The organism is Gemmatimonadota bacterium (assembly GCA_039715185.1).
In the GTDB taxonomy this organism is placed as follows: domain Bacteria; phylum Gemmatimonadota; class Gemmatimonadetes; order Longimicrobiales; family RSA9; genus DATHRK01.
Window position 1 is genome coordinate 1 of the sequence record JBDLIA010000032.1, and the last position, 13,090, is coordinate 13,090.

At 73.8% G+C, this 13,090-nt stretch carries 11 protein-coding genes; all 11 read left to right on the top strand.

Translation table 11 applies throughout. The features are described 5' to 3' along the window. A partial coding sequence (locus ABFS34_07765) for a hypothetical protein (protein MEN8375330.1) occupies nt 1-1,129 on the top strand: 1,129 nt, incomplete at its 5' end. Then, nucleotides 1,126-2,910, top strand: a complete 1,785-nt coding sequence (locus tag ABFS34_07770) for a hypothetical protein (GenBank protein ID MEN8375331.1) — start codon at nt 1,126-1,128, stop codon at nt 2,908-2,910. The genes ABFS34_07765 and ABFS34_07770, both read left to right, overlap by 4 nt. Before the next feature lie 14 nt (nt 2,911-2,924). Beyond that, entirely contained in the window at nt 2,925-4,214 is a 1,290-nt protein-coding gene (locus tag ABFS34_07775) for an asparagine synthetase B (GenBank protein MEN8375332.1), read from the top strand. Between the two features lie 84 nt (nt 4,215-4,298). After that, nucleotides 4,299-5,483 carry an aminotransferase class I/II-fold pyridoxal phosphate-dependent enzyme gene (locus tag ABFS34_07780; GenBank protein MEN8375333.1) on the top strand — a complete coding sequence of 395 codons (1,185 nt, stop codon included), beginning with the start codon at nt 4,299-4,301 and terminating at the stop codon, nt 5,481-5,483. 81 nt (nt 5,484-5,564) lie between these two features. Then, complete coding sequence (locus ABFS34_07785) at nt 5,565-6,422, top strand: hypothetical protein (protein ID MEN8375334.1); 858 nt, start codon at nt 5,565-5,567, stop codon at nt 6,420-6,422. Continuing rightward, a complete protein-coding gene (locus ABFS34_07790; GenBank protein ID MEN8375335.1) occupies nt 6,419-6,646 on the top strand; it encodes a BON domain-containing protein in 228 nt (75 codons plus the stop codon). Before ABFS34_07785 ends, ABFS34_07790 begins: the two co-directional genes overlap by 4 nt. Continuing rightward, complete coding sequence (locus tag ABFS34_07795) at nt 6,643-6,807, top strand: hypothetical protein (protein ID MEN8375336.1); 165 nt, start codon at nt 6,643-6,645, stop codon at nt 6,805-6,807. Before ABFS34_07790 ends, ABFS34_07795 begins: the two co-directional genes overlap by 4 nt. Before the next feature lie 171 nt (nt 6,808-6,978). After that, nucleotides 6,979-9,675 carry a valine--tRNA ligase gene (locus ABFS34_07800; protein ID MEN8375337.1) on the top strand — a complete coding sequence of 899 codons (2,697 nt, stop codon included), beginning with the start codon at nt 6,979-6,981 and terminating at the stop codon, nt 9,673-9,675. Beyond that, a complete protein-coding gene (locus ABFS34_07805) occupies nt 9,672-11,150 on the top strand; it encodes an Ig-like domain-containing protein (protein MEN8375338.1) in 1,479 nt (492 codons plus the stop codon). Before ABFS34_07800 ends, ABFS34_07805 begins: the two co-directional genes overlap by 4 nt. Beyond that, on the top strand, nt 11,147-12,538 hold the full coding sequence (gene selA, locus ABFS34_07810) for an L-seryl-tRNA(Sec) selenium transferase (protein ID MEN8375339.1): 1,392 nt from the start codon (nt 11,147-11,149) through the stop codon (nt 12,536-12,538). The genes ABFS34_07805 and selA overlap by 4 nt, the downstream gene beginning before the upstream one ends. Continuing rightward, nucleotides 12,538-13,083 carry an HAD family hydrolase gene (locus ABFS34_07815; protein ID MEN8375340.1) on the top strand — a complete coding sequence of 182 codons (546 nt, stop codon included), beginning with the start codon at nt 12,538-12,540 and terminating at the stop codon, nt 13,081-13,083. Before selA ends, ABFS34_07815 begins: the two co-directional genes overlap by 1 nt. Nucleotides 13,084-13,090 lie beyond the last annotated feature (7 nt).

Here is a 13,090-nt window from a genome sequence, read left to right on the forward strand (position 1 = left end):
GGGCCAGCGCCAGGAGGCGGCCGACGCCGGCCGGCGCGGCGCCCGGAGCATGGAGCAGGCGGCCGACCTGCTGGACTCGGCGCGCGAGGCGATGACCGAGGCCTGGCGCGACGACACCGCGCAGGCGCTGGAGCAGGCCACGCAGGACGCTCTGTCGCTGGCCGAAAGGGAGGCCGAGCTGCTGGAGCAGATGCAGCAGGCGCGCGAGGACGGCAACGGCGCCTCCGAGCAGCAGATGGCGGACATGCGGGGCGAGCAGGCGGCGGTGCAGGAGGGCCTGGAATCGATCGCCCGCAATCTGTCGGAGGCTTCCAGCCGGTCGGCGATGGTGGACAGGCAGGTGGGCGAAGCGCTGGGCGAGGCCATGCAGAACGTGCAGCAGAGCGCGAGCGCCATGGAGGGCGGAGACGGCCGGCCCAGGTTGCCGATCCAGGAGACGCAGGCGGCGGTGGACGCCATGAACAACCTCGCGCTGTCGCTCCTGCAGAACGCCCAGCAGGTGGGCCAGTCATCCGCCGGCACCGGCCTCGAGCAGGCTCTGCGGCAGCTCGCCGAGGCGGCCTCGCAGCAGGGCCGCGTCAACAACGAAGCGAGCGCGCTATCGCCCGAGGATCTGTCCGCCGCGGTGCTGTCGCGCCAGGCGCGGCGGCTGTCCGAGCGGCAGCAGGACATCGCCCGGCAACTCCAGGGCGCGGGGGAGACGCTCGGCGGGCAGGAAGAGACGCTGGGCGACGTCGAGGCCATGGCGGAGGAGGCCGAACGGCTCGCCCGCGAGCTCGCCGGCGGGCGCCTGGACCGGGACGTGCTGGCGCGGCAGGAGCGGCTGTTCCACCGCATGCTCGACGCCGGCCGCTCGCTGGAGAGGGAGGAGTTGGGCGACGAGCGCACCGCCGAAGCCGCCGCGGCGTTCGAGCGCCTGGGCGCGGGCGCGCTCGATCCCGCGCTGACCGCGGGTGGAGTGCGCTACCCGACGCCGCCCGCGGCGCTGCTGCAAAAGGTGTCGCCGGGATACCGGCGGCTGATCCTCGACTACTTCGACCTCATCAACCGGCCCGACCGGGCCGCCAGGCCAAGATCGCCCGACACAGACCCCGACGACGCTCCCGCCACGGAGCGATCTCGCCGGTGAGGCGCCTGGCGTTGTGCCTGTTGGGCGCGGCCACGTTGAGCGCGGCGGCGCCGGCGCCCGCCCACGCGCAGGCGCGGCCCCTGAGCAGGGAGGCCCGCGTCCGCGTGGACGACATGCTGCGCGAGGCGACGAGGCAGCGCACGCGCGGCGACTACGCTGGCGCGCGGAGGAACCTGGAGGAGGCGCTGGCGGCCGACCCCGCGTCCATCGGCGGCCTGCTCCTGCTCGAGGCCGTGCTCGTGGCGCAGGGCGAGCTGCCCGACCTGCTACCCTACGCGCGCGCCCTGCTGCGCACCGGCGAGCACCAGCAGATAGGCTACCAGGCGCTGCTGCGCACGCTGTCCGCGCTGGGGCGGAGCGCTGAGCTGCGCGACGCGGCCGAAGCCTGGCTCGCGCTGTCCCCCGACGACGCCGCGACCTACCGGGAGGTCGCCCGGGTGTGGGAGGAGCGGGGCGAGATCGACCAGGCGCTGCGCGTGCTGCGACGCGGCCGGGAAGCGCTCGGACGCGACGACGCGCTCGCGCTGGAGCTGGGCGTGACGTACGCGCGGCGGGGCGACGCCGACGCGGCGGTGCGCGAGTTGGACCGCGCGCTGGGCGAGTCGGCGAGCGCGCTTCTGGTCGTCAGGCGCTGGCTGGGCCGCGTGGAGGACGCCGCGGCTGTGGTGGAACCGCTGGCCGCCCGGCTGCTCGCCACGCCCACCACACGGGAGCGTCGCAACGCCGCCTTCGAGCTGTCCGTCGACGCCGGCCTGGCGCGGCACGCGCGTGAGGCCGCGCTCGCCACGATCGACGGCGCCCCGGCGAGCGAGCGCGCGCGCTTCCTGGCGGAGGCGGCGCGCAGGGCCGGCGCGGCCGACCTCCTGGACCTGGAGTACTGGGCGTATCGCCGCCTGCTCGAGGATCGTCCCACCGCCGGTCGTGCGCTGGCCATCCGCAGCCGCCTCGCCGAGCTGGCGCTGGCGATGGGCGACACCGCGCGTGCGCGCCAGGATTATCTCGAAATAGAGCAGGAGGCGGCCGCCGGCTCGCCGCAGCGGCGGCGCGCGGCCGCGTTCGCCATCGAGTTGGCGGCCAGCGCCGGCGAGGCCAGCGCCGCCAGCCAGGCGCTGGAAGCATTTCGTCGGGATTTTCCGGACGCGCAGGAGTACGACCGCCTCGCCGGCGCCGTGGGCGACGCCATCCTCGTGGGCGGCGATCCCGGCGGGGCTCTCGCCGCCCTGGGCGACGCCGCCGGCCCCCTCGCCAACATGGTCCGGGGCAGGGCCCTGCTGGCCACCGGCGACGTGCCCGCGGCGCGCGAGGCGCTCATGGCCGCTGTGGCAGACCTGCGCGGGGTGGAGGCGACCCGCGCCATCGCGCTGCTGAGCCTGCTGGACCGGCTCTCGCCGGAGGCGACCGAGCGGCTCGCCGAGGCCGTGCAGGCGCTGGATCAGGGGCGCTCCGGGGTGGCCGTGGCGCGCCTGAGCGCGGACCTGGGCGCGGTGGCCGACAAGGACGCCGCGGCGCTGCTGGATTTCGCCGCGTCGGTGGCCGATCGGGCGTCCCTGCCGGTCTCCGCCGAGGCCGCCAGGCGAGCCCTCATCGAGCGCTACCCGGCCGCGCCGGAGAGCGCCGCCGCGCTGCTCGCGCTCGCCGAGTCCCTCTCGGCCAGCCCCTCCGGCCGGCTGGAGGCCCGGGTCCTGCTGGAGCGCCTGATCCTCGAGCACCCGCGCAGCGCGCTGTTGCCGCGAGCTCGACGCCTACTCAATCGCCTGGACGACGATCCGGCGAACACGTGATCGGCAGTAGAAGCATGAGAAGCCTCGCAGGTACCGTGTCCCGAACCTCCCGCGCGGTCGCGCTCGCCCTGATCGCCCTGTCGGGCGCGGCCGCCGGCGCGCGCGCGCAGCACGTGCTGGTGCCCATGGACGCTGCCCAGGCGAACCACCTGAAGGCCTACGGGCTGACCTATTGGTCGCTCGTGCAGGGCTTCGAGGCCGAGTGGCTGCTGAACTACCGCGGCGGCTCGTTCTTGCTGGAGGACCGCGCAGCGGTGCGCCGCGAGGCAGCGCTCAGGGGTGTGTCCATCGAGCGCGCGGGCGCGGCCGACGTGGCGCGCATCCGGGCCGAAGTGGCGGGCGCGAACATGGAGTCGGTGATCCTGGAGAAGGCGCCCGACATTGCCGTCTACACGCCCGGATCGGCCGACCCCTGGGACGACGCCGTGACGCTCGCGCTGTCCTACGCCGAGATCCCCTACGACCGGATCTGGGACCCCGCGGTGCTGGACGGTCGCCTGAACGACTACGACTGGCTGCACCTGCACCACGAGGACTTCACCGGCCAGTACTCCAAGTTCTACATCAACTACGCTGGCACCCCGTGGCTGCAGGACGACGTGCGCCGGAACGAAGAGGTGGCGCGCCGCTACGGCTTCCCGCACGTGCCCGCGGTGAAGAAGCAGGTCGCGGCCCGCATCCGCGACTACGTGGCGCAGGGAGGCTTCCTGTTCGCGATGTGCACCGCGACCGAAACGGTCGAGCTGGCGATGGCGGGTGGCGGGACCGACATCGCGGCGGCGTTCAGCGACGGTTCGCCGATGGACCCGAACGCGTCGGCACGGATGCGCTGGGAGCTGGCCATGGCCTTCACCGGCGCGACCCTCCAGACCAACCCCGGGGTGAGCGCGTTCAGCGACATAGACGGCCACCAGGTCAACACGCCGTGGCGAGAGCCCCTGGGGGCGTTCTCGCTCTTCGACTTCAGCGCCAAGTTCGACCCGGTCCCGTCCATGCTGACGCAGAACCACGAAACGGTGATCCCCGACTACTACGGACTGACCACCTCGTTTCGGCTCGAGCGCCTGAAGCCGGGCGTGATCGTGCTCGCCGAGGAGGAGGGGTCGCCGTGGGCCAAGTACATCCACGGCACCTTCGGCGAGGGGACCTGGACGTACCTCGGTGGGCACGACCCGGAGGACCCGCAGCACCAGATCGGTGACGCCCCCACGGACCTGGATCTGCACCGGCACTCGCCGGGCTATCGCCTGATCCTCAACAACGTTCTATTCCCGGCCGCGCGGAAGAAAACGCTCAAGACCTGACGGCTAGCGTCGCCGCCGTCGACCCTGCTACGGTCGATCGCGGGCTGCCCGCGGGTCCGCCAATCCTGCAACTCCGGACGGTCCATGCCGCAGCGCTCGGAGCGCTATCTGTCGTTCCCCGACTACCCGCTGGCGGACGTCCCCGAGTTGAAGCGGCGGCTGCGCTCCGAAGGCCGGGACGTGATCGACCTGGGCGCCGGCGACGCCCGGCTCGCGCCGCCGCCCGAGGCCGTCCGCGCGCTGGCGGACGCCGCCGCGGAGCCGTCTATGAGCCGCTACGGCTTCCAGCTCGGCCTGCCCGCGTTCCGCGCGGCGGTCGCGGCGTGGATGCGGCGCCGGTTCGCGGTGACGTTGGATCCGTTCGCCGAGGTCCTGCCGCTGATCGGCTCGAAGGAGGGCATCGCGCACCTGGCCTTCGCGTACCTGGAACCCGGCGACGCGACGATCCTCCCCGACCCCGGATACCAGCCCTACCGGGGCGGCACGCTGCTGGCCGGGGCGGAGCCGGTGGCGCTGCCTCTGCGACCCGAGAACGACTTCCTGCTGCCGTTCCGCGACGTGGACTCGGACACGTGCGCGCGGGCGAAGATCCTGTACCTGAACTACCCCAACAATCCAACCGCCGCGATAGCGCCGCGCGCGTACCTGGAGGACGCCGTGGCGTTCTGCCACGAGCACGACATCCTGCTCGTCTACGACAACGCCTACAGCGAGATCGCCTTTGACGGCTACGTTCCACCGAGCATCCTGGAGATCGACGGCGCGCGCGAGACGGCAGTCGAATTCCACTCCATGTCCAAGACGTACAACATGACCGGGTGGCGCCTGGGCTGGGCGGCCGGGGCGCGCGAGGCCGTGTCCGCGCTCGCGCGCGTCAAGACGTTCGTGGACACGGGCGTGTTCCTCGCGGTGCAGGCGGCGGGGGCGGCCACGCTGGCGGACTCCGCGGACTGGGCCGCGGCCAACGTGGACGAGTTTCGCGCGCGCCGCGACGCGGCGGCCGCGGCCCTGGCTGGCGCCGGTTTCGACGTGAGCGTGCCGCGCGCGACCATGTACTTGTGGGTGCCCGTGCCGGGCGGCGAGCCGTCGGAGGCGTTCGCGCGCAGGGCGCTGCTGGAAGAGGCCGTGGTGGTGATGCCGGGCGCCGCGCTGGGCGCGGGTGGCGAGGGCTTCTTCCGGATCGCCCTCACGGAGGGCGCCGCGCGCCTCGCCGAGGCCGGCGAGCGACTGGGCCGCGTCGCGCACGTGGTCGTTCAGCGCGGGGGGTGATCCCGACGGCCGCCACTTTCCGGGCGGCGGCGAGGCGTCGCGTCAGGAACCGGCCGTAGCACAGGGGTTACTTCTAGAGACATGTCGCGCGCCACGCTCACCCCACCTCGACGTCCGCCCGACGGGCCCGTCCAGCCGCCTCCCGATTCGGATCGGGCGGCCCGCGCGGCCCTGCGACCGTCCGCGGCCGAGCGGCGCGACGTGCGCGAGCGGCGCGTGTTCCGGGCGGCGCTGGTGGCCTCCGTTCTCGCGCACGTCGCGATCCTGCTGCTGATCCGCTTATCGCCCGGGTTCCGGCCCGTGCCGACTGGCCCCGTGCCCGCCTCCGAGCGAGACCCGGGACTGCGCCTCCTGCAATTCGAGGCGGTGGAGGGTGAGGTGGATGAGCTCGCGCGCCCCGACGACCCCGAGGCGACCCCCAGGCCGTCCGTGCGTCCCGCGCCACCATCGCCGGAGCCTCCGGGCGAGCCCGCAGGAGAGCAGCTCACGGCGGTGGATCGCCTGCGCCCCGGCGCCGTCCGTGATCCTCGCCTGTGGCGCGACCACGGTCCCGCCTACCTGCTGCCGCCGGAAACGCCCGAGGAGGCCATCCTGCGAGGCCTCCTGCCGCGGCTCGCGCTGCTGAACGACTCGATAGCCGCGGAGCTGGAGGCCGACCGGCGCGCGAGCGACTGGACGTTCACGGATTCGCAGGGGCGTCGCTGGGGCATTTCCTCGGAGGGCATCCACCTGGGCACGATCACCCTTCCGCCGGTCGCGTTCAACGCCTCGGAGGAGAGGCGGCAGGAGATAGAGGCCGCGCTGCGCGAATGGTCGACGATCCGCGACCAGGCCTACCGAGCCGGGCTGAACGAGGAGTTCGAGGACCGCGTCCGGGCGATCCGCGAGCGCGTGGAGCGGGAGCGCGGCGAGCGCTCCGAGGGTGGAGAGTCGAAGTGAGCCCGGCGATCCGCGCCGCCGCCGAGACCGAAGCGCGCGTGCGCCGCGCGCTGGCGGAGCCGGGCATCGCGGCCATAACCCTGCGCGTCAGCGCGCTCACGCCGCGCATAGTGCAGCTCACCGGCCTGGTGACGAGCCCGGACGCGGCGCGCGAGGCGGTCCGGCGCGCGCGTGCGGTGGCCGCCGTGGACGTCGTGGTGGATCGTCTCGAGGTCGCGTCGTGATCGCCTCGGTCCAGGCGCTGGGGGAGTACGGCGGCCTCACGGCGATAACCGTCGCCAAGGAGACCGCGGGCCAACTGGGCGACTTCGTCTTCGACCACTGGCTCGCTCTGGGCCTGGGTCTGTTCTTGGTTGTGGCTGTCTGGAAGCTCGTAGACGCCTGACTCCAAGGGCGTGTACAGCGCCCGAACTCGTCCGCTCCAGGGGCGTGCGTCGGCGCGCCCCGTTGAAATGCCCCGGCCCTTCTCTATCTTCCTGCTCTTGTCGGCCGGCGCGCTCGGGACGCGGGCCGGGACCGGTTCGCGCCGAGCGGGCGCCGCCGACCACAGGAGACCATGACCCAGCCGCTCCCTCCACAGTACGACCCCAAGACCTTCGAGGCCGACCTGTACTCCACGTGGGAGGAGCGCGGGTACTTCGGCGCCGCGCCCGCCGACGCGGCCACGCGGGACCCGTACGTGATCGTCATACCGCCGCCCAACGTCACGTCGGTGCTGCACATGGGACACGGCCTGAACAACACCATCCAGGACGTGCTCGTCCGCTGGCGCCGCATGCAGGGCAGGCTGGCGCTGTGGGTGCCCGGCACCGACCACGCCGGCATCGCGACCCAGAACGTCGTCGAGCGCCAACTCGCCGACGAGGGCAAGTCGCGGCACGAAGTGGGCCGGGAGGCGTTCGAGGCGCGCGTCTGGGATTGGGTGGGCCAGACCGGCCCGCGCATCCTGGGGCAACTGAAGGCGATCGGCGCGTCGTGCGACTGGACGCGCACCGCGTTCACCCTGGACGAGGGGCTGTCCCGGGCGGTGCGCGAGGTGTTCGTGCGCCTCCACGAGAAGGGCCTCGTCTACCGCGGCCGCTACATCATCAACTGGTGCCCGCGCTGCCTGACCGCGCTTTCGAACGAGGAGGCCGAGGCGCACGACACCGACGGACACCTGTGGCACCTGCGCTACCCGTTCCCGGCGGGCACCGACGCGCCCGGGTTGCCGACGCTCGCCGACGGCCGCCCCTACCTGGTGGTGGCCACCACCAGGCCGGAGACGATGCTGGGCGACACCGCGGTCGCGGTGCACCCCGCGGACGGCCGTTACGCGGCCGTCGTGGGCGCCGAGGTGGAGCTGCCGCTCACGGGCCGGCGCATCCCCGTGGTCGGCGACGAGTGGGCGGACCCCGAGTTCGGCAGCGGCGCGGTGAAGGTGACGCCGGCGCACGATCCCAACGACTTCGATGTGGGCCAGCGGCACGGCCTGGAGGCGCTCGAAGTCCTCACCGAGGCCGGCGTAACCAACGACAACGCCCCCGAGGAATTCCGCGGGCTGGACCGCTTCGAGGCGCGCGACAGGGTGGTGTCTGCACTGCGCGAGCAGGGGCTGCTGGACGCCGTAGAGGACCACGCGCACTCGGTGCCGCGCTGCTACCGCTGCGGTACCGTGGTCGAGCCGCGCCTGTCGCTGCAGTGGTTCGTGCGCATGAAGCCCCTCGCGGAGCCCGCGTTGGCTGCCTCGCGCGAAGGCCGCGTGCGCTTCACGCCGGCGCGCTGGAAGAAGGTCTACGAGCACTGGCTGGAGAACATCCGCGACTGGTGCATCTCCAGACAACTGTGGTGGGGGCACAGGATCCCGGTGTGGTACTGCGCCTGCGGCGAGATGGTGGTGGCGCGCCAGGACCCCGACGCGTGTCCGGCGTGCGGCTCCGCGGAGCTGGAGCAGGACGCGGACGTGCTGGACACCTGGTTCAGCTCCTGGCTGTGGCCGTTCTCGACCCTGGGCTGGCCCGACGATACCGATGACCTGCGCGCGTTCTACCCCACCCACACGCTCAGCACCGCGCCCGAGATCCTGTTCTTCTGGGTGGCGCGGATGATCATGGCTGGCCTGGAGTTCATGGGCGAAGAGCCGTTCAGCGACGTCTACCTGCACGCCACGGTGCGGGACCAGCTCGGGCGCAAGATGTCCAAGTCGCTCGGCAACGGCATCGACCCGCTGGAGGTGGTGGAGCTGTACGGCGCGGACGCGCTGCGCTACACCGTCGTGGCCGCGGCCGGAGTGGGTACAGACGTGCAACTGAACCCCGACGACCTGGAGGGTTCGTTCTCTCCGGGGCGGAACTTCGCCAACAAGCTCTGGAACATGGGGCGGTTCGCGCTCATGAACCTGGCGGAGCGCGACATCCGTCCGCTCGAGGAGGCGCGCGGCGACCTGGAGCTCGCCGACCGCTGGATCCTGTCGCGGCTCGCCGAGGCGAGCGCCGAAGCCACCCGCAACCTGGAGGAGTTCCGCTTCCACGACTACGCCTCCACCACCTACCACTTCCTGTGGGGCGAGGTCGCGGACTGGTACATCGAGCTCATCAAGCCCCGGCTGGACGACGAGGCGGAGGGCGCTTCGCGCGCCGCCGCTCTGGCGACGCTGGTGCACGTGCTCGACGCGGGGCTGCGCCTGCTCCACCCCATCATGCCCTTCGTGACCGAGGCGCTGTGGCTCAACCTACCGCTGCCCGCGGGCGATCGGCCCGAGTCGCTGGTGGTGGCGCCCTGGCCCGAACGCGAGCCCCGCGACACCGACGCCGAGGAGCAGTTGGGCGCGCTGATCGAGCTCATCGGCTCCATCCGGACAGCGCGCGCAGAGTACAACGTGCCGCCCTCCCAGCCGGTCGCGGTGCACCTCACCGACGCCTCGGCGGGGCTGCGCGCGGCGCTCGAGGGGGAGCCCCGCGCGCTGGCGCGACTGGCGCGCGCCGAGCCCGCCGACGGCGGCCTCTCGGGGGCCGGAGCGCACGACGTCCTGAAGGACGGCACGGGCGTGTTCGTGCCGCTCGCCGACGTCATCGACCTGGGCAGGGAGCGCAGCCGCCTGAGCGCCGAGCTGGAGCGCATCGGCGGACAACGCCGGGCGGCCGAAGGGCGCCTGGCCAACGAGTCGTTCACCGGGCGCGCGCCGGCGGACGTGGTGGAACGCGAGCGGGAGAAGGCCGTCAGCTTCCGCGAGCAGGAGGAGCGCCTGTCCGAGAAGCTGCAGGCCCTGGGATGAGGGCCGGCGAGAAGGCACCCGCGGCGCGATCGGTCGCGCGCCGGCCGTACCGCCGCCTCGCCCTGCTGGCCGGCGCGCTGGCGTCCGCGTGCGCCACCGCCAATCCGCCGCCGGGAGGCGAGCAGGACCGGCTGCCCCCGCGCGTGATCGAGGTGTCGCCCGAGCCCGGCTCGTCGCTCCGGGATCTCCGCTCGGCCGTCGTCTTCAAGTTCGACGAGCGCATCAGCGAGCGCGGCATCGAGGGGTCGATTCTGGTTTCACCCAGGGCGGGCGAGTTCAAGGTGGACAAGGGCGGGAGCGAGCTGCGCGTGCGCCAGGACGGCGGCTGGTCACCCGGGGTGGTCTACCGCGTCACCCTGCTGCCGGGCGTGGCCGATCTCTTCGGCAACGCCCGCGCGGAGGCCGTCGAGCTGGTCTTCAGCACGGGACCCGAGGTGCCGGCCACGGTGCTCGGCGGGGTGGTGAGCGACCGCATGACCGGCCAACCGGTCGCGGCCGCGGCGGTCGCCGCGACGCCGGTGGGGGACACCGTGCCCTACGTGGCGATGACCGACGAGCAGGGGTTCTTCGCGATCCGTTTTCTGCCCGAGGGCGCCTACGACCTGCGCGCGCTGCGCGACGGCGACGGCGACTGGACCGTCGACGCTTTCGAGCCCCGCGACGAGCGCGCGGTCCAGGTGGCCTCGGGGGACACCCTCGTGGAGACGCTGGCTCTGCTGGCGCCGGACACGTCGTCCGCCATCCTCGTGCGCGCCGAGTTCGTCGACAGCTTCACGCTGCGGCTGGACTTCGACGACGCGCTGGACCCGCAGGACGCGCAGCCCGATCTGATCGCGCGCGTGGTCGACGAGAGCACGCGCGCCGAGATCGGCTCCACCGCGTTCGCGCCGCACGCGCTCCAGGAGTTGCTCACCCGTCAGGTCGAGGACGCCCGCGCGGCGGCGGACTCGGCGGCGGCCCCCGACTCGGCGGCCGTTCCCGATTCCGCGGCGGCGGCCGACAGCGCGGCCGCGCCGGAGCCGGAGGACGATCCCGGCGCGGGCCTGCTGGGCCGGGAGGCCGGCGAGGACGCGGCGGGCGCCGACTCGGCAGATGCCGACGTCACCGCGGCGGCGCCCGACTCCGCCGGCGCCGTGGACCGCGCGGCTGCGGGGCCCGGCGCCGGACGCGGCGGGATCCCCCTCGGCGCAGGCCTGGGGGCGCCTCCGCCCCCGATCGAGGTGCCGCGCGGGCCCGCGGGCGAGCCGCTGCCCACCCGCGAATGGTACCTGCGGCTGGCTGCTCCGCTGACCCCGGGGGCGGCCTACGCGGTCTCCGTGGCGGGCGTGCGCAACGTGCACGGACTGGGCGGCGGCGCGGGCGACGCGCGGTTCAGCGCCCCCGTACCCCAGCCCGAGGAAGACGCGGCCGAAACGGACGCCGGCGACGACACGGGCGGGAATGGCGTTACGGGCGACCCGCCGCCCGAGCCATGAGCGACCCCCGCCGGGCCATCCCGGCGGTCGATCGCCTGCTGGACGGGCCCGCGTTCGAGCCGCTCCTGGAAGACACGCCGCGCGACCTCGTCCGGTCGGCGCTGCGGGCCATCCAGGATGAGGTGAGAGCCGCCCTGGGCGACGGCAGCCTCGCCGCCGCGCCGTCCGACGCGTGGTACGTGACGCGCGCCCGAGAGCTCATCGAGCTCGAGACCCGCCCGTCCCTCAGGCCCGTCATCAACGCGACCGGAGTGGTGCTGCACACCAACCTGGGTCGCGCCCCGCTGTCGGCCCGGGCGGCGGCCGCCGCGTACGCGGCTTCGCTGGGCTACACCAACCTGGAGTACGACCTGGAGCGCGGCGCGCGCGGCTCCCGGCACGTCCACGCGGTGCGGCTGCTGCGCGAGCTGACGGGCGCCGAGGACGCCGTCGTGGTGAACAACAACGCGGCCGCGCTGGTGCTCGCGCTGCGCGCCCTGGCGGGCGGGGGCGAGGTCATCGTCAGCCGCGGCGAGCTGATCGAGATCGGCGGCTCGTTCCGCATCCCGGAGGTGATGGAGGCCGGGGGCGCGCGCCTCGTGGAGGTCGGCACCACCAATCGCACACACGAGCGAGACTACCGCGCCGCCATCGGCCCGGACACGCGGGCGTTGGTCAAGGTGCACCGCAGCAACTTCCGGGTGAGCGGTTTCACCGCCGAGGTGGACGTCGCCGCGCTGGCGGCCCTCGCGCGCGAGGCGGGCGTGCCGCTGATAGTCGACCTCGGCTCGGGGATCCTGTCCGATCCCACCCCCCTCGGCTTGCCCGCCGAGCCCACCGCGCGGCAGGTGGTCGAGGCCGGCGCGGACCTCGTCACGATGAGCGGCGACAAGGCCCTGGGCGGCCCGCAGGCGGGCATCGCCGTCGGCCGCGCGGCGTTGGTGGAAGCGCTGCGGCGCGACCCGCTGGCGCGCGCGGTGCGCGTAGGCAAGCTGACCCTCGCCGCCCTGGAGGCGACCCTCGCGGCGCACCGCGACCCGCGCGCCGCGCGCACGCTCGTGCCCGTCCTGGCGATGCTTTCGGCCCCGCCCGAGGAGCTCGCGCGCCGCGCCGCCGCGCTCGCCGCGGAGCTGACGGACGCACCCGCGGACGTGGAAGTGGTGGAGGGCGAGTCCGCCGTGGGAGGGGGCGCCTTCCCCGAAGCCGCGCTGCCCACGCACCTCGTCGCGGTCGCGCCGAGCGGGGGTTCGGCGGCCGCGCTCGAGGCCCGCCTGCGCGCTCACGACCCCCCGGTGATCGCCATGGTCCGGGACGACCGCGTCGTGCTGGACCTGCGCACGGTGCCCGACGGGGCGACGGGTACGCTCGTGGACGCGTTGCGCTGGGCGCTCGCGAGTACCGAAACCTGATGGGACGCAGGGCGGTGCTGCTGGACCGGGACGGGACGATCATCGTCGACCGCCACTACCTGTCCGACCCGAGCGAGGTGGAGCTGCTTCCCGGCGCCGCGAAGGGGCTGCGGCGACTGGCCGACGCGGGCTTCCTGCTGGTGGTCGTAACCAACCAATCCGGGATCGCGCGCGGCCTCTACGGCGAGGAGGAATTCGCCTCGGTGCAGCGCCGCCTGGAAGAGGTCCTCGGCGCGCACGGCGTGACCCTGGCGGGGGCGTACCACTGCCCGCACCACCCGGACTTCACGGGCCCCTGCGCGTGCCGCAAGCCGGAGCCGAGCATGTTTCTGAGCGCCGCGGCGGACCTCGGCTTGGACCTGCGCGCCTCGCTCCTGGTGGGGGATCGACCCCGCGACGTCGCCGCCGCCGAGGAGCTGGGCGCGCGCGGCTTCCTGGTCGGCCCCGATGATGCCGAGCCGCCGCCGCCGGGCGTCCTGGTCGCGCCCGACCTGAACGCCGTCGCGGACGCCGTGCTGGGAACAGCGGAGGCCGGGGGCGAGTAGCGACAGC

Bases quoted from the DNA above. Each gene is read 5' to 3' on its own strand.
- ABFS34_07815 (MEN8375340.1), top strand. From the start codon at position 12,538: ATGGGACGCAGGGCGGTGCTGCTGGACCGGGACGGGACGATCATCGTC.
- ABFS34_07775 (MEN8375332.1), top strand. From the start codon at position 2,925: ATGAGAAGCCTCGCAGGTACCGTGTCCCGAACCTCCCGCGCGGTCGCG.
- selA (MEN8375339.1), top strand. From the start codon at position 11,147: ATGAGCGACCCCCGCCGGGCCATCCCGGCGGTCGATCGCCTGCTGGAC.
- ABFS34_07805 (MEN8375338.1), top strand. From the start codon at position 9,672: ATGAGGGCCGGCGAGAAGGCACCCGCGGCGCGATCGGTCGCGCGCCGG.
- ABFS34_07780 (MEN8375333.1), top strand. From the start codon at position 4,299: ATGCCGCAGCGCTCGGAGCGCTATCTGTCGTTCCCCGACTACCCGCTG.
- ABFS34_07785 (MEN8375334.1), top strand. From the start codon at position 5,565: ATGTCGCGCGCCACGCTCACCCCACCTCGACGTCCGCCCGACGGGCCC.
- ABFS34_07800 (MEN8375337.1), top strand. From the start codon at position 6,979: ATGACCCAGCCGCTCCCTCCACAGTACGACCCCAAGACCTTCGAGGCC.